The 24,090-nt window shown below is 39.9% G+C and carries 22 protein-coding genes; 13 read left to right on the forward strand and 9 right to left on the reverse strand.

All coding sequences use genetic code 11. From position 1 onward, the window contains the following. Window position 1: 1 nt before the first annotated feature. Window positions 2-2,137, forward strand: a complete 2,136-nt coding sequence (locus tag R2Q94_RS08220; RefSeq protein ID WP_410478531.1) for a prolyl oligopeptidase family serine peptidase — start codon at window positions 2-4, stop codon at window positions 2,135-2,137. Window positions 2,138-2,208: 71 nt separating this feature from the next. On the opposite strand, the gene R2Q94_RS08225 is transcribed toward R2Q94_RS08220, so the two are convergent. Continuing rightward, the gene (locus R2Q94_RS08225) at window positions 2,209-2,691 is read right to left on the reverse strand and encodes a peroxiredoxin family protein (RefSeq protein ID WP_316820967.1); all 483 of its coding nucleotides are present in this window, start codon (window positions 2,689-2,691) and stop codon (window positions 2,209-2,211) included. Window positions 2,692-2,798: 107 nt separating this feature from the next. On the opposite strand from R2Q94_RS08225, the gene lspA reads away from it, so the two are divergent. Together lspA and R2Q94_RS08235 are read left to right on the forward strand one after the other, a co-directional pair. Beyond that, window positions 2,799-3,323 carry a signal peptidase II gene (gene lspA, locus R2Q94_RS08230; protein ID WP_316820968.1) on the forward strand — a complete coding sequence of 175 codons (525 nt, stop codon included), beginning with the start codon at window positions 2,799-2,801 and terminating at the stop codon, window positions 3,321-3,323. Window positions 3,324-3,496: 173 nt separating this feature from the next. Continuing rightward, window positions 3,497-3,931, forward strand: a complete 435-nt coding sequence (locus R2Q94_RS08235) for a PepSY-like domain-containing protein (RefSeq protein ID WP_316820969.1) — start codon at window positions 3,497-3,499, stop codon at window positions 3,929-3,931. Between the two features lie 75 nt (window positions 3,932-4,006). Here R2Q94_RS08235 and R2Q94_RS08240 read toward each other — a convergent pair whose 3' ends face one another. From R2Q94_RS08240 to R2Q94_RS08260, 5 genes are all read right to left on the reverse strand, one after another. Next, entirely contained in the window at window positions 4,007-5,323 is a 1,317-nt protein-coding gene (locus R2Q94_RS08240; protein WP_316820970.1) for a M56 family metallopeptidase, read from the reverse strand. After that, window positions 5,320-5,688 carry a BlaI/MecI/CopY family transcriptional regulator gene (locus R2Q94_RS08245; RefSeq protein WP_316820971.1) on the reverse strand — a complete coding sequence of 123 codons (369 nt, stop codon included), beginning with the start codon at window positions 5,686-5,688 and terminating at the stop codon, window positions 5,320-5,322. The genes R2Q94_RS08240 and R2Q94_RS08245 overlap by 4 nt, the downstream gene beginning before the upstream one ends. Window positions 5,689-5,934: 246 nt before the next feature. Continuing rightward, window positions 5,935-7,251 carry a HAMP domain-containing sensor histidine kinase gene (locus R2Q94_RS08250; RefSeq protein ID WP_316820972.1) on the reverse strand — a complete coding sequence of 439 codons (1,317 nt, stop codon included), beginning with the start codon at window positions 7,249-7,251 and terminating at the stop codon, window positions 5,935-5,937. Further along, the gene (locus R2Q94_RS08255; RefSeq protein WP_316820973.1) at window positions 7,252-7,926 is read right to left on the reverse strand and encodes a response regulator transcription factor; all 675 of its coding nucleotides are present in this window, start codon (window positions 7,924-7,926) and stop codon (window positions 7,252-7,254) included. Between the two features lie 9 nt (window positions 7,927-7,935). Beyond that, window positions 7,936-8,244: a hypothetical protein gene (locus tag R2Q94_RS08260; RefSeq protein WP_316820974.1), complete on the reverse strand. Its 309-nt coding sequence runs from the start codon at window positions 8,242-8,244 to the stop codon at window positions 7,936-7,938. Window positions 8,245-8,486: 242 nt separating this feature from the next. Between R2Q94_RS08260 and R2Q94_RS08265 the strand changes: the two genes are divergently transcribed. Together R2Q94_RS08265 and R2Q94_RS08270 are read left to right on the forward strand one after the other, a co-directional pair. Beyond that, window positions 8,487-9,083, forward strand: coding sequence for a hypothetical protein (locus R2Q94_RS08265; protein WP_316820975.1), 597 nt, complete (start codon window positions 8,487-8,489; stop codon window positions 9,081-9,083). 26 nt (window positions 9,084-9,109) lie between these two features. Beyond that, on the forward strand, window positions 9,110-9,673 hold the full coding sequence (locus R2Q94_RS08270; RefSeq protein WP_316820976.1) for a hypothetical protein: 564 nt from the start codon (window positions 9,110-9,112) through the stop codon (window positions 9,671-9,673). Window positions 9,674-9,754: 81 nt separating this feature from the next. Here R2Q94_RS08270 and R2Q94_RS08275 read toward each other — a convergent pair whose 3' ends face one another. Then, on the reverse strand, window positions 9,755-10,462 hold the full coding sequence (locus R2Q94_RS08275; RefSeq protein ID WP_316820977.1) for a DUF4397 domain-containing protein: 708 nt from the start codon (window positions 10,460-10,462) through the stop codon (window positions 9,755-9,757). A 114-nt stretch (window positions 10,463-10,576) separates the two neighbouring features. On the opposite strand from R2Q94_RS08275, the gene rpiB reads away from it, so the two are divergent. The 7 genes from rpiB (at window position 10,577) to R2Q94_RS08310 (ending at window position 21,726) form a co-directional block, all read left to right on the forward strand. Further along, on the forward strand, window positions 10,577-11,035 hold the full coding sequence (gene rpiB, locus R2Q94_RS08280) for a ribose 5-phosphate isomerase B (RefSeq protein ID WP_316820978.1): 459 nt from the start codon (window positions 10,577-10,579) through the stop codon (window positions 11,033-11,035). 708 nt (window positions 11,036-11,743) lie between these two features. Next, a complete protein-coding gene (locus R2Q94_RS08285; RefSeq protein ID WP_316820979.1) occupies window positions 11,744-12,298 on the forward strand; it encodes an RNA polymerase sigma-70 factor in 555 nt (184 codons plus the stop codon). Between the two features lie 78 nt (window positions 12,299-12,376). Further along, window positions 12,377-13,333, forward strand: a complete 957-nt coding sequence (locus R2Q94_RS08290; RefSeq protein ID WP_316820980.1) for a FecR family protein — start codon at window positions 12,377-12,379, stop codon at window positions 13,331-13,333. 176 nt (window positions 13,334-13,509) lie between these two features. Continuing rightward, on the forward strand, window positions 13,510-16,824 hold the full coding sequence (locus tag R2Q94_RS08295) for a TonB-dependent receptor (RefSeq protein ID WP_316820981.1): 3,315 nt from the start codon (window positions 13,510-13,512) through the stop codon (window positions 16,822-16,824). An 18-nt stretch (window positions 16,825-16,842) separates the two neighbouring features. Continuing rightward, entirely contained in the window at window positions 16,843-18,366 is a 1,524-nt protein-coding gene (locus tag R2Q94_RS08300; RefSeq protein ID WP_316820982.1) for a RagB/SusD family nutrient uptake outer membrane protein, read from the forward strand. Beyond that, window positions 18,366-20,249 (forward strand): alkaline phosphatase, encoded by a 1,884-nt coding sequence (locus R2Q94_RS08305; protein WP_316820983.1) that lies wholly within the window; start codon window positions 18,366-18,368, stop codon window positions 20,247-20,249. Before R2Q94_RS08300 ends, R2Q94_RS08305 begins: the two co-directional genes overlap by 1 nt. Before the next feature lie 124 nt (window positions 20,250-20,373). After that, window positions 20,374-21,726, forward strand: a complete 1,353-nt coding sequence (locus R2Q94_RS08310) for a PhoH family protein (protein ID WP_316820984.1) — start codon at window positions 20,374-20,376, stop codon at window positions 21,724-21,726. Between the two features lie 169 nt (window positions 21,727-21,895). On the opposite strand, the gene R2Q94_RS08315 is transcribed toward R2Q94_RS08310, so the two are convergent. Continuing rightward, complete coding sequence (locus R2Q94_RS08315) at window positions 21,896-22,435, reverse strand: GIN domain-containing protein (protein ID WP_316820985.1); 540 nt, start codon at window positions 22,433-22,435, stop codon at window positions 21,896-21,898. A gap of 116 nt (window positions 22,436-22,551) precedes the next feature. After that, on the reverse strand, window positions 22,552-22,683 hold the full coding sequence (locus R2Q94_RS08320) for a hypothetical protein (RefSeq protein WP_316820986.1): 132 nt from the start codon (window positions 22,681-22,683) through the stop codon (window positions 22,552-22,554). A 62-nt stretch (window positions 22,684-22,745) separates the two neighbouring features. On the opposite strand from R2Q94_RS08320, the gene R2Q94_RS08325 reads away from it, so the two are divergent. Continuing rightward, window positions 22,746-24,017: an ATP-binding protein gene (locus R2Q94_RS08325; protein ID WP_316820987.1), complete on the forward strand. Its 1,272-nt coding sequence runs from the start codon at window positions 22,746-22,748 to the stop codon at window positions 24,015-24,017. The last annotated feature ends 73 nt before the right edge of the window (window positions 24,018-24,090 follow it).

The raw sequence follows: 24,090 nt of genomic DNA on the forward strand, positions 1-24,090 counted from the left end.
TATGAAAATCTCAGGTAAAGGGTTAATATTTCTCGCCGTTATGCTTCCATTCGTTGCGGAAGCCCAGCTGAGTAATACTCCAAAACAAACTATGACTTATCCCGAAACAAAGAAAGAAAATGTAAAAGATACCTATTTTGGTACTACAGTAGCTGATCCTTACCGCTGGTTGGAAGACGACCGGTCTGAAGAAACTAAATTATGGGTTCAGGCACAGAATGCAGTTACCAAAGCCTATCTGGCGCAAATTCCTTATAGAAATGACATTAAGGAGCGTCTGAAAAAACTGATGAACTACGAAAAGTATTCTCAGCCTTTTAAAGAAGGAGCTTATACCTATTATTACAAAAATACAGGATTACAGAACCAGAGTGTACTTTATCGTCAGAAGGAGGGACAGGAACCAGAGGTGTTTCTGGATCCAAATACCTTTTCAAAAGATGCAACCAGCTCAATGGCAGGAATCAGTTTTTCAAAAGATGGGAGCATGGTCGCCTATCAGGTTTCAGATGGAGGCTCGGATTGGACCAGAGTGATTGTGATGAAAGCAAGTGATAAATCTGTAGTTGGAGAAACCTTAACTGATGTAAAATTCTCTGGAATTGCCTGGCAGGGGAATAACGGGTTTTATTACAGCAGTTATGATAAGCCGGTGGAGGGAAGTCAATTGTCGGGCTTAACCCAATACCATAAATTGTTTTTCCATCAGCTGGGCACATCGCAAAAAGATGACCAGTTGATTTTTGGAGGAGAGCAGACACCAAGACGTTATATCGGGGCAGGTTTGACAGAAGATGAACGTTATTTGATCATTTCTGCCGCAAATTCAACTTCTGGTAATGAGTTATATATCAAAGATCTGAAGGCCAAAGATGCAGCAATTGTTCCTGTGGTTGCTAATTTTGATAAGAACCACAGTATCATTGATAATATTGGTAGTAAGCTGTTCATTTATACCAATTTAAACGCGCCAAATGGACGTGTTGTGACGGTTGATGCTGCTAATCCGGGAGTTGAAAACTGGAAAGAACTGATCAAAGAAACGGCAAATGTATTGAGTCCATCTACAGGTGGCGGTAAATTATTCGCAAATTATATTAAAGATGCGGTATCTATGGTATTGCAGTATGATATGAATGGTAAAATGGAACATGAAATCAAACTGCCGGGAATTGGGACAGCTGGAGGTTTTGGAAGTAAAAAGGAGGATAAAGAATTGTATTATACCTTCACTTCTTATGTGTATCCGGCTACGATTTTTAAATATTCGATTCCGACAGGTAAATCAGAGGTCTATAAGAAATCAGGTGTAGATTTTGATCCTGCGCAATACGAGTCGAAACAGGTGTTTTATGCCTCAAAAGACGGAACCAAAGTACCTATGATCATTACCTATAAAAAAGGGATCGTCATGAACGGGAAAAATCCTACGGTTCTGTATGGTTATGGAGGTTTTGATGTAAGCCTGACTCCAGCCTTTAGTACGGCCAACATTGTGTTGATGGAGCAAGGCGGTATTTATGCAGTAGCGAACCTGCGAGGAGGTGGTGAGTATGGTGAAAAATGGCATCTTGCAGGAACCAAAATGCAAAAGCAAAACGTGTTTGACGACTTTATTGCCGCAGGCGAGTTTCTGATTGCGAATAAATATACCTCTAAAGATTACCTGGCAAGCATGGGTGGTTCGAATGGTGGTTTATTGGTTGGAGCTACAATGGCACAGCGCCCGGACTTGTTTAAAGTTGCTTTTCCAGCGGTGGGTGTAATGGATATGCTGCGTTACCATAAATTTACTGCAGGTGCAGGATGGAGTTATGATTATGGGACCTCAGAAGATTCCAAAGAAATGTTTGAGTACCTTTATAAATACTCACCAGTTCATGCCTTAAAACCTGGAATTAAATATCCGGCAACACTCATTACTACAGCTGATCACGACGACCGTGTGGTTCCGGCGCATTCATTTAAATTTGCCGCAACCTTACAGGCAGACCAGGCAGGTGATGCACCAGTATTAATCAGTATACAAACCAATGCAGGTCATGGTGCAGGAAAACCAACCGACAAGGCAATTGAAGAGATTGCAGACAGGTGGGCTTTCCTGTTTTATAATATGGGTGTTAATTACAAAAAATAGTCCTTAGTTCCGGATCATTAATGATCCGATAACTTTAAAGGTTCAATTGATAACAGATGTGTTTGAATTCCTTATTTCATCAGATTTAGGAATTTGGGCACATCTTTTTCATTACTGGAGAATAGGATCAATTTTTTATCCGGCCCATATAGGTATAAGGATGGGTATTGTTTCGGATGAAAAAGTGGAATGAAAACATAATCCTTATCTTGAAGGGTGGTTACGTTTGTCATTGTTTTTAAAGGTTTAGCGTAGGTATCTACGAAATAATTAATGGAACGGAAAACATCCTGAGAAACCAGATATAAGTTTACATTAGCTAGTTCTTTTGTGTTTTTACTTAGGTTTCCGGCTACTTTCTGACAATGTTCGCAAGTGGCATCGAAGAACATGATCAGTGATTTTTTGCCTTTAGGAATCTGATCGGTAGAAAACCTGCTTGCATTTTCTTTATAAAAAACCGCCTGAGGAACCGTTGATCCCGGTGCCAGACCCTGTGCAAAGACGCCTATTGAAAATGCAGTGAATAGAAAGGAAAAGAAAAGTGATTTCATAAGTTCTTTTTTATTGATTAATATTGGCAATATCGTGTTCTCATTTGAAGATCTTGTCATATGAATTAAAAAAATACGATTCCTTAATTTATCAATTGTTTAGCAAAATGAAAAGAAGCAAGTTTAGTGGTCTGGCGGGTAAGGTGCTGATCTTAGTGATCATATTGTTAAATGTGGGTTGCGATCAGGTCAGTAAATCTATGGTAAGATCGAATATTGATTATTATGAAAATATAAAGTTTTTAAATGATCATTTGACCCTCACCAAAGTTGAAAATTCAGGCGCTTTTTTAAGTATGGGAGATGCGCTCCATTCAGGTTTTAAATTTGTCTTGCTTTTATTAATGCCGGTAGTGGTTCTGGCTATGGGACTTTATTTTGTCATGAGCCGAAAAGACCTCAGCTCAGTGTTGATTGTCGGTGTGTGTTGTGTGATCGGTGGCGGTATCGGTAACCTGTACGATCGGGTTCTGTATGGCTCTGTTACTGATTTTCTACACATTGATTTTATATGGTTTCAGACTGGTGTTTTTAATGTTGCAGATATGTCTATTATGGCCGGGATGTTCCTGATCATTCTGGATTCTTTCTACAAAAAGAACGATGCTCGAAAGCTTCATCCTCAACTATAAACAACGTATCCTTTTGCAGACAGTTTCAAATGGAACAGCTTGCCCTTAATTAAAATTTTTAAACCTTTTTACTGATTTTATGTTGAAAATCAATTGTATAGATACGGTTTTTGATTTTCTTTTAAATTTAGGCGCTTTCTTTGTGGTATACCGAAAAACATAATTCATTTACCATGAAAAGAAAACTATTATTAGCAATTGGCCTGTTGTTCTCGGGCCTGACTTATGCCCAGGATATTCCTGCAAAAGACGTTCCTTTGGAGGTACGAAATTCCTTAAAGAAAGCATTCCCAAATGCGACGAAGGTAGAATGGGAAATGAAAGGGGATTTATACAATGCGGATTTTGACATCGGCAGAAGAGACCATGAGGTTTGGCTGGACCGCAAAGGTGCGATACTGAAACATAAGAAAGAAATCAGAGCCAAAGAATTGCCAGTAGCAGTTTCAAATGTGATTAAGAAAAATTATGCTGGTTACAGAATTGAGGATGTAGATCGTTTTCAGGAAGGAAAAACGGTACTTTACAAAGTTGAACTGAAAAAAATTGGGGAAGAAAAGAAAATAGTTCTCGACTCAAAAGGAAGTGTAGTCGACAGAATATTATAGGGTCTTGTTTTAATTGGGGACTTACCCGCAAACAGCAAACGTCATCATGATTTTATTCAGGATGACGTTTGCTGTTTACTGCTGTTTTGTAGGCTCAGTCTTTAGCTCTTTTTTAACATCCTTGATCCCTCTTATCTCGATAACGGATTTAGTAGAGGAGGTTACAGGACTTTTAAAACCACTGACTGTTATGGCTGTTTTTTCAACCACAAGTGGAGGTTTTTCATTCTGATTGGCATCCCCGGTCACGATTGGAGGAGCGAATTTAATTTTCACTGCTTTCTTTGCTTTAGACTTTTTTGCAGCTGGGCTGACATTGTCGGTCACAATTGGAGGCGGAAATTTAACATTATTTGCCGGTGGAGGAGGAGGTGGAACTGGTCTGGGTTCTATTGGCGGCGGTGGCGGAGCAATAGGAGCTTTGGAAGCTGCCGGAACCGCTTTACTATTAGTCTTCTTCTGTTGCTTAGCTTTTACAGGTTCCTGAATTGCTGAAAAATAAGCTGGTTTTTCAGGATACAAATCTATCAGGCTATAATCTTTGCTGAAAGCCATGGTGGAAGTACCCAGCATTGCCGCTGCCATAGGCAATACACACAGGAGTTTGAGCCTTGCTCTTCCTGTTGATTTTTCTTTGTTTAACATGTTGATTCTTTGTTTTAGTATGGATTGATTAAAGATGTGATTACTCAAAGGTTTGCTTTCCATTCCAAAAGAATTCTTGATCAGAAATAAAGCATAGTCATATTTTTCGATTTCTTTTAGGGTTGTTTGTTCATCTGCAATGTATTCATGCAGTAGTTTAATGTCTTTTTTAAGCAGATATGTAATTGGATTAAACCAGTTCAGGATCTGTATGATCTCGAAAAATATAATATCAAAGCTGTGTCGTTGACGAATGTGTACCAATTCATGTTTAAGTATGGTTTCTTTTCCCTGGATATCCGGCTGTATAAACAGTAGATTGAAAAATGAAAAAGCCGCATGCTGTTGTGTCAGACTTACATAAGTTACCTTGTCTTTTTGGTAGCGCTCCGACCTTTTGGATAGGGCAACGATTTGGTAAAGATCTTTCAGGAGTTTAGCACTGAAGGCGATCGCTACGGCAACATACAATAGATAAAGGACTGCGTTTAGCGTTGAAAAAACTGATTCATTGCTATCGGCTTCCACTAAGGCAGTGCTGAACTGTTGACCGATTCCGATTTGAAACAGTTGATTCAGGTATCCCATTTGTAATAGTGGCAGGAGAAATGCCATTATTGTACTTAAAATGAGAAAGAACCTGTTGATGCCATAAAATGTTTCATTGCTCAACAGTAGACGGTAAGCAGCATAAAAAATGCTGAGGTATAAATTAGCCTCCAGGAGATAGTAGAACCAGTTCATCATTTCTTGTTTTTAAGTTTTTCTGCCATTTGTATCAATTCATCCAAAGCTTCTATATCCATGTTTTTCTCTTTTACCAGAAAGGATACCAGGCTTTCATAAGAATTTTCAAAGTAATTGTTCATTACTTTATCAAATGCAAAGTGTTTATACTGGGCTTCCGTGATCAGAGGGAAATAGATGTGTGTATTTCCAATCGCTCTATGGTCTATAAAACCTTTCCCTTCTAATACGCGGATCACTGTAGAAACGGTATTGTAGGCAGGTTTTGGTGCCTCCATTTTCTCAATTACATCCTTGGTTAAACCTTCTTTTATTTCCCATAAAATTAACATTACCTGTTCTTCTGCCTTTGTAAGTTCTCTCATTGTATTCAGTTTTTGATCCTTAACTAAAGTTACGACTATTTTTGTAGTTGCAAAACTATTTGCATAGTTCGGCAACTATTTACGTAGTTTATATTGTAACTAGTTGATTTTCAGCTAAAAATATTTCAATAATTTTTTTTTGGATTTGCTGAGGAGTAATTTAGATGAGGCAATACGAGGCATTCTGAATTTCATCCCAATGGAGAATTAATTCATGGATTCATCCAAAGAGGAGGAGCTTCTTAATTATTTGTCGGGAAAGATTAAGGTAAAGGTACTGCCTTCATGTGCTTTTGAGCTGACATGGATTTCAATATCGTGGTATAAAGCGATACTTTTAACAATAGATAATCCAAGGCCATAACCTACATTTTCTGATAAATTGGCTTTTCTAAAGCGATCAAAGATGAAATCAAGGTCTTCGTCCGCAATACCGATTCCAGTATCCCGGATCAGGATGGAATATTTTTTTTCAGGAGTAATTTCATCTGTGATCAGGATACTCCCCTGATAAACATTGTATTTAATGGCATTGTTGATGAGGTTGTAAAACAGTTGGAACAATAAATCCTGATTCACATTCGGCAATAGCCGGTCGATTTTAAGCGCTACTTTTAATTCAATCTCCTGATCCAATAAGCGGTGATTGATTTCTTCCAATACTTCATGAATGATATCAGAAGGTTTTATACTTGCTGATTTAACAAATTGCTGGTTCTCAATTCTGGAGATCAATAGCAATGAATTTGAGATTTTCTTGAGACGGCTCAATGTTTTCATCATCTCAATAATTTTCAGCACTGCACTTTCTGGGAGATTTTCATCTCCTAATAAGTTTTCCATCTTGTTTTGAAGGATGCTGATCGGAGTCATTAACTCATGAGAGGCATTGGCTGTAAACTCTCTTTCTTTTTCAAAAGCCTCATTGATCTGATCCATTAATCGAATCAGGGATTCATCCAGGTATTTAAAATCCTGAGTAGAGGTGGGAACAGGAGGGGAATGATCTTTAAAAGGAAATTTTCTATTGATCAGTTTACTTTTTATAATTCTTCCTAAAGGCCTGATGAGGATTCTGGTAAAGATCAGGTCGAACAACAGGGTAAGTGCGATGAGGCCCATCAGCACATAAAGTGCTGTTTTTTGTAGGGTTTTATTGTATTGATTAATGCTTGAAAGTGTTTTGCCAATTTCCAGTAGGTAGTTTTTCTGACCGTATTTAAAGGTATGAATGAGGATTTTATAGGTCAACGTATCCCTTTCTACGATACGTTGTGCAGTTTTTATCGTATCAATGCGTACATCTTTGGCAGCAGGCTCCAGGGCGATGTATTCTTCCTTTAGCATGGTATAACTGCCATAGCTCTCGTCGCCTTGAAGGTAATGGTCTATGCCATTTTTCTGTACAACATCGATGACCTTATTTTGCTGAGTTCGCAAGGAATAATTGGTGTACTCCGAAACAATCTGGTTGACCAGAAAAGGCAATGAAAATACAAACAACAAAACCACAGCCAGCTTGGAACTGGTCATGAACAGGATGAGCTTAGATGATAATTTCATTTATTTTCTTATTCTGTAACCTACGCCGCGCACGGTTTCCAGGAAATCGGCTGGTGCCCAGGCATTCAATTTTTTTCTGATGTTCTTGATGTGTGCATCTATATAATTGGAATCATAGTCGTCGTCTGCAAAAGTACCCCAGATGTGCTCACTGAGCTGCATTCGGGTTAAAACGCGGTTATTGTGCAGGAATAGGTAACTCAACAGATCGAATTCTTTTCTGGAGAGTTCGATTTGATTTTCCTGAAATAGCAGGAGTCTTTTTTGCAGATCTACCTGAAAATCGCCCAATGGCAGTAATTCTTCTTTGAGATTGAATTTCCGACGGGCAATGGCTTGCATTCTGGATTGAAGTTCCAATAAAGAAAAGGGCTTTGGCAGATAATCATCGGCACCAAGATCCAGTCCGGCGATGCGGTCTTCCAGATTTCCTCTGGCAGTCAGGATGATATAGGCAGCGTCCGGATTGTGTTTCTTTGCTTTTGGCAAGAGGCTTAGTCCATCTCCATCCGGAAGCCCCAGGTCCAACAGGATAAAATCGTAACTATTGTTCTGTATCTTCTCCAGTCCATCATGAATGGTATGAGCCAGGTCGCAAATATAATAGGCCTTTTTCAGGAAATCTACCATTTCATAGGCCAGCGTTTTTTCATCTTCTACAATCAGAACTTTCATGCGCTTTCTTTAGTCTCTTCTTCTATCCCCCCTTGAAGGATGTTCTCTCTTTTCAGGTGCTCTTTTTCCAGGTTTTACTTCACCCGGCTTTTCTTGTCGTCTGGATTGTGGAACTTCTTTGACATCCGGTTTCTTTCTTTCCTTACCTCTTTCCTGTCTTTTGTCTCTTTTATCCTGATAAGAGTTTTCATTTGAACTCATGGTATTCTCTTTGAAAAACAAGGGCATACTGGTTGTCCCGCTGGCAAAAGAACCAATCGGAAGCCATAATATCAGTAGGGCTATGGTATATGAACGTAAGGATTTAATAGTGCTCATGATGTAAATATATGGAAAGTTTGCCTCTTCCGAGGCAAACTAGCCCTCCCTCATTAAAACATTGTGTGTGTGTTTTATTATCTGCGCCACTTGTATTGAATGATACGAAGATGAGGACTGAACATGAAATTAAGATGAAAAAGAAGAATAAATAAAATAATTCTGAAATTTCATGTTCATTTCATGTTCGCTATAGACATTTGAATCAACAAACACACAAATGAAACATTAAATATAGGGTTATGAAAAAGTTAATTGTATTAGGGCTACTTGGAGTAATAGGATGGATGCCCTTTAAGGCTTCGGCACAAATCAGTGTCAGTTTGAACATAGGATCTCAGCCTTTATGGGGTCCCGTAGGTTATGACCATGTGGATAGTTATTATTTGCCGGATATAGAGTGTTATTATAGTGTACCAAGACGTCAGTTTATTTATAGGGATGGCGGCCGTTGGATTTATGCATCGAATCTGCCATCAAGATATAGAGGATACGACTTGTATAGTGGTTATAAGGTGGTGATCAATTCCAGAGATCCTTATCGTGATTTTCATCATCACCGTGTAAGTTATGCGAGGTATAGAAACATCAGAACTCAGCCGGTGATCAGACATAGTCATGATTCAAGGTACTATGTAGTGAAAGGTCATCCTTATTACCGCGGTTATGATAGAGGGCATAATAATTGGAAGGGAAATAAAAGATATGACCGAGACAATGACCATCGCTATGAGAGAAGAGGAAACGGACGTGGAGACAGAGGCGATAGATACGAAGGTCGTGGAGGCGACAGAGGTCATGACCGTGGCAACAGGGGACATGGCAGAGATAGAGACTAATCATTTGATGATAAAATACAATTGAGATGAAAAAACTAATTATCATGAGTTTGCTTGGAGTCATAGGGTTTTTACCCTTCCATGCAGCTGCACAGATCAGTGTGAATATCAATATCGGATCACAACCTTTGTGGGGGCCGGTTGGTTACGACCATGCAGAATACTATTATTTGCCGGACGTGGAGAGTTATTATTATGTGCCTAAACGACAGTTCGTGTATCTGGACAGAGGAAGGTGGATTTTTTCAAAATCCTTACCCTCAAGGTATAGAAATTATGACCTGTATAATGGATATAAGGTAGTCCTGAATACCAGAGATCCTTACCGTAATTTTGATAACGATCGCCGTCAGTACGCGAGGTATAAAAACGTACGTACACAACAGGTGATCCGAAACAGTAACGATAGGAAATATTATGTAGTGAAAGGACATCCACATGGAATGCCTCCCGGACAAGTTAATAAATACCCAAACAGAGCACCAAGGCCACAAGCCAGGGAATATGACAGGAACCAACGCGGCAATGACAACAGAGACAGAGGAAATGAACGTGAAAAACGCGGAAATGACCATGGAAGAGGTCATTAATTAAAAAACACGAGCGCTGATATCAAAAAAAGACCTGTGATCATTTTGGATCACAGGTCTTTTTTATGGATTGGATTTTTATTAATTATTGATCAGTTTTATGATCGCTTTTTGTTCCAGACCAGTCGGATTCATCATTCCAAGACTCATAATGGTATAAACGCTTCCTGCTTTAAGCTCAGTTTCTTCCAACTCTGATTTCACAAGGCCACTTGCTTTATCCTTGATTTGCAGAATGTACTTTTTGGCTTCCACTTCCACAAAGCTGCTGCTTGCTTTGTAGGCTTTATCGCCTACGAGAACTGCACCCTCTTTAACACTCAGATCTAATGCTGCTGCATCTTCTGAAAGGTTAATGAAACGAATCATCGCTTTATCAGCTGGTCTTTTGCTGATTTCATCATTGATCACCAGATAATCCAGGTTGCTGCTCTTTCCAATTAAAAAAAGAGAATATAACTTATTGTTTTCCAGGGTAACTTTTTTAGTGATCAGGCTTTCTGAACTGCTTGCCGTGGTAAATTTGATGGACTGCTCACCGGTATTGAGCCTTAAATAAGGTAAAGCACCGCCAAATGGGAGTGCCGCCTGATTCGCCAGTCCGTTGTTTACATAGATGTTATAGGTTGCTGGAGTAGCTGAAGTGTTGACTAACATTATCGAGGCTGATTCCGGAACTGGTGCTTCTTTAGTGGAACAAGCGGTTAGAAATAAGGTACTCATGCTGAGTAAAGCGCCGGTCATCAGCTGATTCAAGCTCCCGGTAAATTTTTTTGTAGAAAGATTCATATAAAAACAAGTTTTGATTGTTGACAGCTTAAACGAGCCGTTTTGCATAAACGCTACAACATTTAAGGGGAATTGAAAAATTAGAATTGGGAATGAAATTTGTGTGCCATCGGTATGAGAGTTATTTTAGGTTCGGACCATGCAGGGTTCCCGTACAAAACGATATTAGTAGCCACATTGGAAGAGGCAGGTTATGAGGTGCTTGACCTGGGGACGCATACGGTTAGTCCCAGTGATTATCCTGATCATGCAGCTGTGGTAGCCGAGGCCATCCAAAATCAGGAAGGAGAGCGGGGGATTTTGATTTGCGGAAGTGCAGTAGGCGTGAGTATTGCGGCAAATAAATTTAAAGGAATCAGAGCCGGGGTCTGTCATGATACCTATTCTGCGCACCAGTCTGTGGAGCATGATGATGTTAATATCTTGTGCCTTGGCGCGCGCGTGATTGGCCTGGAGTTGGCAAAGGACATAGTCTTTACCTTTTTAAAAGCTACGTTTTCGGGGGAGGAACGTCATGTAAGGCGTCTGGAGAAGATTGCAGCGCTGGAGGCAGACTGGAAAATCAATACCTAGTTTTATCTGCTTAATTACTGTGGATAAACATGTGCAAAACCTGTTAATAAACTGTTGACAAGCTGTTGACATTTTTATGTAAATATCTTTGCAAGAGTTATTTATAATATGTAAATTAGATCTATCAAAAGGGAAGTTCTTTAGCCGTTTGAAAGAATGACTTCAAAAAGAATATGTGCCGCAGGGCAAAAGATTCTGAAGCTTTCAAGGGATTAGTAAAAGATCAGATTCAAAGGAAACAGAGAAAATGATGCTTAAAATGCCTAAGCTGTTAAGTTTAGGTATATTCACTGAATTCGGGACAAACATTAAACTATTTCATTGTTCTACGGAAGGATGAGGAAAGTAAATATTCAGAGGAATCAAAGTTGAAATATACTAAGAGCGCCAAAGGAGGTTAGAATGACAGAAATTTTGATGCTTTTCCAATGCTACGGCAAAAGAAAGGTGAAAACGGAGAACCAAATCGCTAGAAGAGGGACTCCGTTTTCTTTTTGCGCGGATTTTTTAGTTCGTTAGGGATTACTTACCGAAATACTGCAGATATCAGTTCAATCATAAGCAGTGTCTGAATTATTTCTCAGGCAAATAAGCTCCTATTGATTCTAATAATACCTTTTAGCAACATTAATATTAACTAAAAGATTCCTTAACATTAAGGGAATATGACCGCGGTAGATTTGGAGAAATTACCGGGGGGATCAATAAATGACATCAGAAACTGAATTGCTTTCGCTGTTACAGTGTGGAGACCATAAAGCAATGGAGGATATTTACCTGCGCTATTGGGAAGAGGTTTTGGATACCGCATACAAACGTCTGCGTGATGAAGAAATTGCCCAGGACATCTGCCAGGAGATTTTCATCTCTTTATGGGAAAACCGCGAACGAATTCAATTGAAAGGGTCATTGTCTGCTTATTTTGCGGGTGCAGTAAAATACCGAGTGATCAATTATTTTCGTTCTTCCCAAATCAAAGAAAAACATAAAGAAGATTTGCTGATGCTGAGTTCCGGGGATATTGAACAGTCTGCAGCTCAGGGAATGATGCTTAAAGAATTACATCAGGAAGTGGATGAGGCGATCGGGGAGCTCCCTGAAAAAATGAGAGTGATCTTCTCTATGAGCCGGAAAGAAGAAAAATCCATTCGGGAAATTGCTGAAGAACTGGATCTTTCTGCCCAAACCGTAAAAAATCAAATCTCTTCTGCATTAAAAGTCATGAAGAAAAAGCTCTCTTATGTAGTGTTTTTGTTCTTTTGATAGGTGTTCATCTAAACTTAACCTAAGCTTAACAACATTCGTTAGTACCTTTTTTCTTTTCATTTGACATAGCTGTAGATGACAAAGGAAGAACAGGCGCAATTGCTGCTCAATAAATATTTAAATGGAGAAGCCAGTCCGGAAGAAGCGGCACAGGTAGAACAATGGTATCAAACTTACGATGCCAGGGAAGTTTTAGCAAAGGGAAGGAAATCTGAAATCGCAGCTGCCATTCTCCTGAATCTGCAGGAGGAAATGAAGCGGCCGAAGGGCCCTAAAATTTATCGGTTCAGCGGTCTGGTTTCGCTGAGTAGGGTTGCGGCAGCGGTATTGTTACTGATGGGTATAGGAGCAGGCTATTGGTCCTATCAGAAACTAAAGCCGGTTAAAGAACAACTAATTACGCTAAACACCAGGTCCAGTGAAAAGAAGATTGTGGTTTTTAATGATGGCTCTAAAGTCATCATGGCCCCCCTTTCAAAATTAGTATATCCTTTAAAGTTTAAAACCCGCGAAAGGACAATTTCACTGATTGAAGGAGAAGCCTTCTTCGATATTGCTCATGATGAAAAGCGGCCATTTATGGTGAAAACCAGTAATGACTTGTACACTAAAGTACTCGGCACCTCCTTTAGGATAAAATCATATAGAAAACAGCCCCATATTTCTATTCAGGTAGCGACAGGTAAAGTTGCTGTCGGAAATACGAATCAGGTATTTGGTACACTGGTTAAAGGCCAGGAAATCTCATACGATAAAGTAAATCAATCTGCTAAGATTAAGGAGACTCCGGTTAAGTTGCTGCTGGACCTGAAATTTGATGGCATTGAACTGGAGGAACTGATCCATAAACTGGAATATGCTTACAATATCCAGATTTCGCTGGCTAGTCCTGGACTAGCGCAATTGAGGTGCACCGGAATCTTTAATACCAAACAAAGTCCTGAAGAGATTCTGGAGGTCATATGCAGTCTCCATCAATTGAAATTCAGCGCATCTGAAAATCATAAAACTTTTAACGTGTATAGAAAATGAGGAAATAAAAGCAAATCAATAAACCGGCACTGATCAGATCAGTACCGGTAAATGTTAAACCGGCTTCCTAACGACAATTACAAAGCCGAAATATTTTAAAACAACATCAATGTTAAAAAACAACTAAAAATATGAAAAAATCCTCATTAAAGAGGTCACCAGCCCTTTTAAAAGTCATGAAATATTCATTGTTAACTTTTTCTATACTCTGTAGCTTTTGCGCTGCACTCTTTGCTTCGCCTACAATGGCGCAGGTATTGGAGAAAAGCAGGGTGACAATTAATGTCGGCCCAAACCGCAGCACTGTTGCGATGCTTAAAGAAATTGAAGCGAGAACCGGACTTCATTTTGTCTACAATCCGGATGCAGTTCAGCGACACCAAATTCAGGAAAGTGTGGCATTGAAAAATGAACCTGTTTCCTCCTTACTCCATTTAATGGGTTTTAATTTCCAGGAAAAATCCGGCCATGTGATCCTGAGAAAGATTCCTGTTCCGGCGGCGAGGCCAGATCGCAATGTTTCCGGAAAGGTTACAGATTCCATTGGTATGCCAATGCCGGGTGTATCTGTAAAGGTGTTGGGTATGCCAAGAGCAACCACTACTGATGCTGATGGGAAGTTTACGATCTCGGTTGCTGAAAATGCCAGTCTGACTTTTTCTATGGTAGGCTATAAGACGAAAACCCTGAAGGTGGAAGGGAATCAGGAGCTTCATGTGGTGATGATGGAAGATAAATCATTGTTGTCGGAGGTGGTTGTAGTGGGTTATGGTACCCAAAAGAAAGCTACGCTTTCAGGTGCAGTGAGTACGGTTTCTTTAGATAAAGTGTCCTCAAGATCAGTGAACAGCATTGGTGAAGTACTGGCAGGAAAAGCACCTGGAGTTATCGTGACCAATGAAGGTGGTGATCCAACTTCCGGTCCACGTGTAAATATTCGCGGTTCTGGTGGGATCAATGGTGAAAGCGTACTATATGTAGTGGATGGTTCAATTTTTCCTGGAACACCGGTATTGAATCCAAATGATATTGAGTCGATTTCTGTGTTGAAAGATGGTGCGGCAGCGATTTACGGTGCCAGAGCATCTGGTGGAGTAGTTTTAATCACTACAAAAAAAGGAAAAAGCGGTAAGATGGAGATTAATTTTGATGCGAAAGCAGGGGTACAAACTGCCTGGAAAAAATTAACCCCATTGAACGCAGAGCAAAGAGCGATGGTTGCAGAAACTGCCGCAAAAAATGGTAAAACTGCTTTGCTTCCTGCTTTTGATGCGACAAAATATCCGGAGGGAAGAATTACCCGTACCAATTGGATGGATGAGGTGTTCAGAACCGGAAAAACACAGGATTATAACCTGGGCTTATCTGGAGGTTCTGAAAAATCAAGTATGTATTTGAGTTTCAATTACCGCAAGGCGGAAGGGATTGTATTGAATACAGAAGTACAGCGTTACAATTTCAGAATCAATTCTGACCATAAACTAAACTCCTGGTTGAAAATCGGTGAGAACATGTCCTTTAGCAGTACAAATGGACGTGGCGCAAATACCAGCAGTGATTATACCGGCGCATTATTGTCGGCCATCTATTACCCGGCAAACGGTACACCATACAATCCGGATGGCAGTTTTGCAGGCTTACCAGGTGGTGCATTTGCTGGTGATTACGGCGACATTGTGAACCCTGTGGCAGAATTGAAACGCATCGATATGAACAGACCTGAAAATGTGCTTTTGATCAATCCGTATGTGATTTTAGACCTGGCAAAGGGGCTGACTTTCAAATCTAACTTTAGCTTAACAAAGGAATTTAGCAATAGAAAAATCTTTACACCAAAACGTCCGGAAGTTGGAAAACCAGTACTTATTAACTCTTTAGAAGAAGGATCAGGCAGGAAAAATGATTTGCTTGCAGAACAGATTCTGAACTATAAAACGATTCTTGGCAGTCACCATTTAGATTTCACCGGTGGTTTCTCTTTCCAGAAAACCAGATATGATGAATTTTATGTGGTAGGAAAAGGTTTTGATGATGAAGCACCTTCTAAAAGATACCTGGTCAACGCCACGGTATTTGAACCAGCAGTGAGCAGAATGCAAAGAATGGCCTTATCGTCCTTATTCTTAAGAGCGAATTACAATTACCAGGAAAAGTACTTGTTGTCTTTGATCGGTCGTCGTGATGGAACATCTATGGTGCCAAAAGCAGAGAATAAATATGCAAACTACTACTCTGCTTCTGCAGGTTGGGTATTAACAAAAGAAAACTTCTTGAGAGAGAGTACCTGGTTAAACGAATTGAAACTAAGGGGTAGTTATGGAGTATTGGGTAATCTGGGTAGTTTATCGCCAACAGATGTGAGCCCATTATTGAGCAGTACCCTTACGTATTTTGGCCAGACACCCCTAGGTGGTTATGGATATGTATCCACCGTTTTGGAAAATCCTGACCTGACCTGGGCACAATCAAAGCAAACCAATATTGGTCTGGATCTGGGTCTGATGAAGAACAGATTTAGCTTAACAGCAGATTACTTTATCAAAAATACCGATAGAATGATCTTCACCAAGCAACTTCCAGGAACTGCAGGTTTAGAAACACAAACGATCAATGCAGGTTTAATCAGAGATAATGGGATTGAATTGGGCATCAATTACAATAGCGATGCACAAAAAGCCTTTACTTATTCTATCGGTGCAACCTTAACAAAAGTGAACAATAAAGTGATTAAACTGGCTCCAGGTTCGGAAAGTTTCCCGGTGAATAAGAACTTCAGGAATGAATTGGCGCCTCTGTTTATTAAAGAAGGTCAGCCATTATACAGCTATTATGTATTGAAAACGCAGGGTATTTTCCAGACTCAGGCGGAGGTAGATGCTTATACCAATGCTAAGGGAGAGAAGATTCAGCCTAAAGCAAAACCAGGAGATTTTAAATTTGCAGACCTGGATCAGAGTGGTTCTATTGATGGAGGCGATCGTTATTTTGCCGGTAGTGCTTATCCTGATTTTTCTTATGGTTTCAGCTTTAATGCGGCCTATAAAAACTTTGACCTGAACATTTTTGCTCAGGGTGTTCAAGGAAATAAATTGTTCAACGCAGTGAAAAGAACTACTTACAGCGCCAGCGGACCTTCCTACAATAAACTAACAGGTATTCTGGATGCCTGGTCGCCTGAAAATCCAGGTGGAAAAGTTCCCATCATTTCTACTTCAGACGACAATGGAAACTTTAATGCTTCTGATTTTTATATCGAAAATGGTTCTTATCTGCGTATTCGCAATGTGACTCTGGGTTATACCTTACCAAAACTGTTGACCAATAAATTAAAAACAGGTGCGATCCGTGTATATGGTACTGCAAACAACTTATTTACCATCACCAATTATTCAGGATTTGATCCGGAGATCGGAATGGACAACTATGGTATGGATGTAGGCCGGTACCCTCAGGCAAGAAGCTTCCTGTTAGGTCTTAGTGTGAATTTGTAATTTTTAAAAGCAAGAAAAATGAAACAAAATATAAAATATCTGGCCATTGCAGCACTGGCCGTTTTAAGCTCCTGTAAACAACAACTGGACATTGTTCCGGAAGGCGCACCTTCTGCGCAGAATTTCTGGAAGACACCTGAAGATGCGATAAAAGCAGAAAATGGTTTGTATGAGAAGTATAATGATGAGAACTTTTATGGTAGGGGAATGTTCTGGTTCATCAATGCGAGTGATGATATGGTAACCGGGAGAAATAAACCTGAAGCAGACAACATTAAGAACTTCAATAAAACTTATGTGGGCGGGGGATACACGGAAACACAATGGTCTATGCGTTATGCAGTCATTAAACGTGCCAATGACATCATTAAGAATGTTCCTGCGATTCAGATGGATGAAAATCTGAAGAAACAAGTGATTGGCGATGCTTATTTTAATGCCGCATTGGTATATTTTCAACTGGCTGCAAATTATGGAAATGAAAAAGCAGGTGTGCCGATCGTAGATCTGGAAACAGATGCATCTAAAGCCATTCCAAGAGCAAAAAATGTAAATGAAAACTACGATTACATTATTCAATTATTTTTGAAAGCAGCAGATCAACTGCCGTATTTTAAGGATATGAAAGCTACAGATTATGGAAAAGCACATAAAACTGCTGCCTGGGCTTACTTGTCTAAAGTCTATTTGTATAAAAAAGACTATCCGAATGCAGTAAAATATGCGGATATGGTGATCAATTCTGGTCAGCATGAATTGGTGACGACAAAGTTTTCAGATGTTTTCAAAGCAGCAAATAACTGGTCCAAAGAATACATATGGTCTGTGGTATGTACGCCTAACGGAGGTGGTACAGGTTGGGGCAGCAAGTTGCCTGGTGTGATGTTAACAAATAAAGGCTGGGGGATTTACAATGGTTGGGGTTATTATCTGCCTACTAAGGAATTGTATGATTCGTTTGAGGCCAACGACCAGCGTAGGGAAGCCACCATTTTAAAAACCGGAGATAAATTTTTCTACTTTGGTCAAGAGCGTAGCTTTACTAAAGATGGTGGTGCAACTTCTGATTATCAATTTAAAAAATACATGGAGCCTTTCTCTTATGAAAACCCAATTCCAACACATGTGAATCCGAACGGTGACAATGGAACTACCGATCTGAACGTTCCTTTAATGCGGTATGCAGAAGTATTGCTGATCAAGGCGGAAGCTGCGATCATGAGTTCAGGTGCAGGAGCAGGGGATACGGAACTCAACAAGATCAGGCTTCGTGCCGGATTATTGGCGAAATCAGGGATGAACCTGGCCGATCTGAAAAGAGAACGTCGCAGTGAACTTGCTGGTGAATGGGCCGATCGCCACAGGGATTTAGTACGTTGGGGTGATGCACAGGCTATTTATGCCTTGCCTTTACATGATTCTCAAGGCAATGTGATCTGGCCATCCAGAGCATTTAACCCGGAGGTTCATGATGTATGGGCGGTTCCACAAAGGGAAATTGACAATAGTGCAGGCGTAATTACTCAAAATCCAGGTTGGTAATGTATATCAAAAATATCATTCGTTCAGCGGCCTTTGCAGCAGCTTTATTTGCGATGGATGCAAAGGCCCAGCAACACAGTTTAAATTATAACGCTGGTCATAGTCATAATGATTATCATCAGAATATCCCCTTGTTAACCGCGTACTACGCGGGCATGGGGGCTATTGAAGCAGACGTATTTCTGAAAAATGGAGTGTTGTATGTCGCGCATGATCCTTCAGAAATTAAAGAAGGAGCGACATTAAAAGCACTTTATCTGGAACCTTTGGCTAAATTTTATCGACAGAATGGCAACAAGCCTTATGCTGATGCGAAAATGAAATTGCAATTGGTGGTGGATATCAAAGAAAACCATCCGGCGGTGCTGACACAGCTGATCAAAGACCTTGCTGCCTATCCGGAAGTGTTCAATGCCAGCTTAAGTTCCAATGCCATTCGTTTGGTCATTAGCGGGGATATGCCTCAAGCCCAGGATTTCGGCAATTATCCAGCTTACTTTTCATTTGACGGCAGGCCGAATGTGAATTACGCTCCTGATCAATTGAAAAGAATTGCCATGATCAGTGATGATTTGAAGCACTATACCCCATGGAATGGAAAAGGAAACCCCAGTCCCGGGGACCTTTCCACCTTAAAAAAACTGATTGACGCTGCACATGCTCAGGGTAAACCTTTCCGTTTTTGGGGCACGCAGGACAGTCCAAATACCTGGATTGTGTTGGAAAGACTTGGAGCAGACTGGATCAACACCGATCAGCCGGGGAAATTAAAGGATTTTTACCTTCATAAAGATAAACTGACTTATACCAATCCTAAGGCTTATCCGGTGTATAGCCCGGAATATAAAGTGGACGGCTTACAAAAACCAGTGAAAAACGTGATCCTGTTGATTGGTGATGGGATGGGGCTGGCGCAGATTCATGCGGGCTACATTGCCAACCACGGACAGCTAAACATGAGCAATATTCCTCATATTGGTTTTTCACAAACTGCTGCCGCGGATGCTGGGAATACAGATTCTGCAGCTGGTGCTTCCGCAATGGCTATTGGAGAGAAAACGAATAACCGTTATATCGGTGTTGCAGCTGATGGCAGGAAGTTGACCAATCTGGTGGATACACTAGCTGGTTATGGAATAAAAAGCGGAATTCTCAGTGTTGGAGATTTAACGGATGCCACGCCGGCTGCTTTTTATGCGCATCAGCCGGATCGGTCAATGTCTGGGGAGATTGCTGCGGATTTATTACAAAGTAAAGCGGAGATTCTATTGGGCTCTAATCAAAAGAGTTTTCTGAAAAATCAGGATACTCAGCTGATGGACAAATTGAAAGCTCAGGGTTTTCAATTGAGTACTCAGGTTGGGGATTTCTTTAAAGCAACACAAGGCAGACAATTGGTTTTATTACCGGATAGTGCAACCAGACCTGTAAAGGATGGGCGTGGTGACTTACTCAAGAGCAGCTTACAGCATACCCTGACAATTTTATCGGCAAATAAACCGGGTTTTTTCATCATGGCGGAGGGTGCACAAATAGATTATGGGGGTCATGTAAATGATTTGCCTTATGTGGTTACCGAACTGCATGACTTTGATAAAGCGGTGGCTGCAGCATTACAGTTTGCTGATGAGAATAAAGAAACATTGGTAATCATAACCGCTGATCATGAAACTGGAGGCTTAACTTTATTGGATGCTTCCTCAGAAAAGGGAATGATTACAGGATCATTTAGTACCAATGACCATACGAATATTATGGTGCCGGTATTTGCCTATGGTCCGGGATCAGGGGCATTTATGGGGACTTACCAAAATCATGAGCTGTTCCATAAAATCCTCAAAGCAATGGACCTGAAAGCTAAAAAAATAAACGTTAAAAAATAATCCAGGAAAACTCAGCAACAGGAGCTTAACTGCAACGCCCCAAAAAGTGAAATGCTTTTTTGGGGCGTTTTTTTTAAATGGAAAGCTGTGGAAGATATTTTAAAAATCGGTAAATTTATATATCATGACTAAAGCTTCCCCAAAACGTAATTCCGCGAAAAAAAAGATCTTTGTATTAGATACTTCGGTCATATTGTATGATCATAATGCTTTCAATAACTTTCAGGAGCATGATGTAGCGATTCCCATACAGGTATTGGAAGAGTTGGACAATATGAAAAATGGGAATGAAACCAGAAATGCAGAAGCCAGAAGTTTTATCCGCTTGATGGATCAGGCTTCCGGCGACAAAATCATGAACCATTGGATTCCATTAAAAGGAATAAAACAAGGACATTTTAAAGTGGTATTGGATCATAAACCTTCGAGCCAGGATGCTGAGGCTGTTTTTGGTGCTGGTAAATTTGACCATCGGATTTTGAATGCTGCATTGAGTTTACAGGAAGAATTTCCGGAAAAGAAGGTGGTGTTGGTGTCTAAGGATATCTGTTTGCGCTTAAAAGCGAAATCACTGGATCTTCATGCTGAAGATTATGAAACTGGTAAGGTCAAAAATGTAGAAGCTTTATATACCGGGAAAACGACGCTTTCAAATGTAGATGCCCAGCTTTTTGATACTTTGAAAAATGAGGGAAGTGTTCCGGCAGCAGCCTTTGGTTTAAGCGCTGATGCCGGGAATCATTTCTATATGCTGAAAAGTAAAAGAAAAACCCAGGCGGCTTACCATGACGTTCAAAGTGATCAGCTCATTAAAGTAAAACCTCAAAAAGTGTTCAATATTTCTCCCAGAAATGAAGAACAGAGCATGGCTATAAACGCTTTAATGAATCCTGCAGTTAAATTGCTGACCATCCAGGGAAAAGCAGGGACAGGAAAGACTTTGCTGGCGATTGCCTCGGCATTGGAAATGCGTAAGGATTATCGGCAGATCTATGTTACGCGGCCAATTGTAGCTTTAAGCAATAAGGATATCGGATTTTTGCCAGGTGATGCAAAATCGAAGATTGATCCCTATATGGCACCCATTTGGGATAACCTGCGATTTATTAAGGAACAGTATCATCATGATCCTAAAACTCAGGCGAGGATAGACGAATTTGTAAATAATGAAAAGATTTTGATTGCGCCCCTGGCTTACATCAGGGGAAGAACGCTGACCCGGATTTTTTTCATTGTTGATGAAGCGCAAAACCTGACTCCACATGAAATCAAGACAATTATTTCACGTGCGGGAGAAGAAACCAAAATAGTATTTACAGGTGATATTTATCAGATTGACACACCCTATCTGGATGCGGAAAGCAATGGATTATCTTACCTGATTGAAAGTGCAAAAAATCATCCGCTATATGCGCACATCACCCTGGATAAAGGAGAACGTAGTGAACTGGCTAATTTGGCTAATGATTTATTGTAGTAAGGTCACCACATGTTTAGTTTTTTTGACTGCTTTGCAGGTCTGCTGCAGCTCTTTTTTAATAAAAAAAACCGCTCTTCTCCAGAACGGTTTTTCGTTTTATGGGCTGGTCGAATGATCCCTGTGTTACTGGATCCGGCATTTTCCGGATGCTTCAATTGCTTTTATTCTAGAGTTTTGCGATCACAAAATCTGTTTGGTTTAATTTAGATACATCATTTTTAACCAGGTGGTGTTCAGTGGATGATCCGCTTAATTTTAAGTCTGATTGTCCGCTTATTTCTGTGTAAAGGCTACCCACATTTGCAGTTACTTTTGCTTTAGCATTGTCTTTAAGGAAGATCTGAAGTACGGCTAAGTTAAAATTACCACGGGTTTTTACGGTTGCAGTTTCTGCGGCATCGATTCTTTGTAAGTCTTTCACATGAACATAAATTGTGCTTTTATCCGTAGAGTTGATGTACAAGGTATAGCCCATTTGTTTAACGCTGGTGTTTCCGTTTTGAACTTCATTGTAACTATTGATTCCTTCAGTATTTCCCTGAACCAAAATTACATTGGCATTTCCGGTTACGACTACTTTGTTGAATTTTACTGTGGCGTTAATGCTTGCTGGTGATTTTTCTTTAGCTATTGTAGTAAAAGCTGAAGAGGTTAAAACGATGGCTGTTAAAGCTGAAGCGAATAAGGTTTTGATGGAAGTTTTCATGTCTTTTGTTTTTAAGTTTTTTAAGGTTTTTTGTAGTTAAGACCAGTTCAAATGAGAAAGGTTACGGCGGTTTTTGCCGCTTTAGACCAGTTTAAAAGAACAGTCGACCAACCCTTTTAACTTCTCGACCAATCGATGAAAATATTTTCGTCGATGATTTTCAGGCTTTCGTCATGTTGTTTGGAACCGATGAGTAGCTGGTTCATTCTATCAGGATTGCTGTAGTACTGTGTTGAAGCTTTTTCCATGGAAGATGACGATCCTTTTGCTAAATTTGAATTTCAAGTATTTTCAACCTAATTAGCTCGTTATGGCCAACAATAATGTAAACATCACTTCCAAAGGGATAAAAAAAGTGCTGCAGCCCTACAATGAAAAACAAGCGCTTGCAGAATACATATGGAATGGTTTTGATGCGAAAGCAGATACGATTTTGATTGATTACACCTATAACGCCTTAGGAAGTATAGAAAGTCTGAAGATTTCGGATAACGGGTATGGGATCAATTTTTCTCTATTGAAAGATAAGTTCAATCCATTTTATGAATCTGAAAAAGCCATGGAACAAAGGATTCATTTGCATAAATCAACCATGCATGGAAAAAATGGGGTAGGGAGGCTTACCTTTTTTACTTTCGCACATGCGGCAGAATGGAATACCATTTATGAAGAAAACGGCCAGTTCAAAAATGCCAGTATTCAGGTTGCTGCGGGTGGATTGAATCATTATGAAGCCAGGATGCTAGATGAGGATGTAAAGGGCAAAGCTACTGGGACTACAGTTTCATTTGCTCATGTATTGTTTTCAAAAGAAGCCATGGAGCAAAGTATTATTCCTTATTTACAGGCTGAATTTTGCTGGTTTTTGGAATTACATCGAAAAAGAGGTTTTTCTATTATTATCAATGGAGAAGCCCTGACTTATCAGGAAAATATTGTTGATCTGGAAGATCAGCTTGTGTTTAGATATCCGGAAACTAATACCGTGTTTACCGTTAAATTTATACAATGGAAAGAATCCTTGCATAAGGAACTGTCGAAAAACTATTTTATCAATCATAAAGGCGAGGAAGTCTATAAGGATTATACCACATTGAATAAGAAAGCCGATGAATATTATCACAGTGTTTTCATTGAGAGCGAATTTTTTGACGATTTTGATTTTAGCAGTAAAGATCATGAGGCTCAGGTAAAACTATATGCCCGTACAAAATCAGCACCGGAGTATAAGTTCCTGATTAAAAAGGTCAACGAGTTATTAAGGAATAAAAGGAAGCCTTTCCTGAAAGAATTCTCAAATAAACTGATAGAAAAGTATGAATCGGAGGGGGTGTTGCCTGTTTTTCAGGAAGCAGAAGCTGCCCAGAGAAGGGAGTTGGTAGAAACTTTAAAACTCATGTATGAGCTCCAGCCTAAACTGTTTAGCGGCTTAAGTATTGATCAAAAGAAAGCTTTTGTGAGACTTACTCATGTCTTGCTGAACTCCAATGAAAGAGCACAATTGTTTTATATTATAGAAGGAATTGTAGAATTGGAAGCAGAAGAAAAACAGGAATTGCTGAGTTTTCTGAGCCTTGCCTAAGCGTCGATTGATAGATACTTTTCCGGAAATGCTGATCAGTAACATTTTCCGGGAAAGTGCTATTGGAAAGAAG

It is taken from the genome of Pedobacter gandavensis (assembly GCF_032678465.1).
Taxonomy (GTDB): domain Bacteria; phylum Bacteroidota; class Bacteroidia; order Sphingobacteriales; family Sphingobacteriaceae; genus Pedobacter; species Pedobacter gandavensis_B.

Bases quoted from the DNA above. Each gene is read 5' to 3' on its own strand.
- R2Q94_RS08285 (WP_316820979.1), top strand. From the start codon at position 11,744: ATGACATCAGAAACTGAATTGCTTTCGCTGTTACAGTGTGGAGACCAT.
- R2Q94_RS08300 (WP_316820982.1), top strand. From the start codon at position 16,843: ATGAAACAAAATATAAAATATCTGGCCATTGCAGCACTGGCCGTTTTA.
- R2Q94_RS08225 (WP_316820967.1), bottom strand. From the start codon at position 2,691: ATGAAATCACTTTTCTTTTCCTTTCTATTCACTGCATTTTCAATAGGC.
- R2Q94_RS08325 (WP_316820987.1), top strand. From the start codon at position 22,746: ATGGCCAACAATAATGTAAACATCACTTCCAAAGGGATAAAAAAAGTG.
- R2Q94_RS08270 (WP_316820976.1), top strand. From the start codon at position 9,110: ATGAAAAAACTAATTATCATGAGTTTGCTTGGAGTCATAGGGTTTTTA.
- R2Q94_RS08245 (WP_316820971.1), bottom strand. From the start codon at position 5,688: ATGAGAGAACTTACAAAGGCAGAAGAACAGGTAATGTTAATTTTATGG.
- R2Q94_RS08320 (WP_316820986.1), bottom strand. From the start codon at position 22,683: ATGGAAAAAGCTTCAACACAGTACTACAGCAATCCTGATAGAATGAAC.
- R2Q94_RS08290 (WP_316820980.1), top strand. From the start codon at position 12,377: ATGACAAAGGAAGAACAGGCGCAATTGCTGCTCAATAAATATTTAAAT.
- R2Q94_RS08220 (WP_410478531.1), top strand. From the start codon at position 2: ATGAAAATCTCAGGTAAAGGGTTAATATTTCTCGCCGTTATGCTTCCA.
- R2Q94_RS08295 (WP_316820981.1), top strand. From the start codon at position 13,510: ATGAAATATTCATTGTTAACTTTTTCTATACTCTGTAGCTTTTGCGCT.
- R2Q94_RS08265 (WP_316820975.1), top strand. From the start codon at position 8,487: ATGAAAAAGTTAATTGTATTAGGGCTACTTGGAGTAATAGGATGGATG.
- R2Q94_RS08310 (WP_316820984.1), top strand. From the start codon at position 20,374: ATGACTAAAGCTTCCCCAAAACGTAATTCCGCGAAAAAAAAGATCTTT.
- R2Q94_RS08260 (WP_316820974.1), bottom strand. From the start codon at position 8,244: ATGAGCACTATTAAATCCTTACGTTCATATACCATAGCCCTACTGATA.
- rpiB (WP_316820978.1), top strand. From the start codon at position 10,577: ATGAGAGTTATTTTAGGTTCGGACCATGCAGGGTTCCCGTACAAAACG.
- R2Q94_RS08315 (WP_316820985.1), bottom strand. From the start codon at position 22,435: ATGAAAACTTCCATCAAAACCTTATTCGCTTCAGCTTTAACAGCCATC.
- R2Q94_RS08255 (WP_316820973.1), bottom strand. From the start codon at position 7,926: ATGAAAGTTCTGATTGTAGAAGATGAAAAAACGCTGGCCTATGAAATG.
- R2Q94_RS08235 (WP_316820969.1), top strand. From the start codon at position 3,497: ATGAAAAGAAAACTATTATTAGCAATTGGCCTGTTGTTCTCGGGCCTG.
- lspA (WP_316820968.1), top strand. From the start codon at position 2,799: ATGAAAAGAAGCAAGTTTAGTGGTCTGGCGGGTAAGGTGCTGATCTTA.
- R2Q94_RS08250 (WP_316820972.1), bottom strand. From the start codon at position 7,251: ATGAAATTATCATCTAAGCTCATCCTGTTCATGACCAGTTCCAAGCTG.
- R2Q94_RS08240 (WP_316820970.1), bottom strand. From the start codon at position 5,323: ATGATGAACTGGTTCTACTATCTCCTGGAGGCTAATTTATACCTCAGC.
- R2Q94_RS08305 (WP_316820983.1), top strand. From the start codon at position 18,366: ATGTATATCAAAAATATCATTCGTTCAGCGGCCTTTGCAGCAGCTTTA.
- R2Q94_RS08275 (WP_316820977.1), bottom strand. From the start codon at position 10,462: ATGAATCTTTCTACAAAAAAATTTACCGGGAGCTTGAATCAGCTGATG.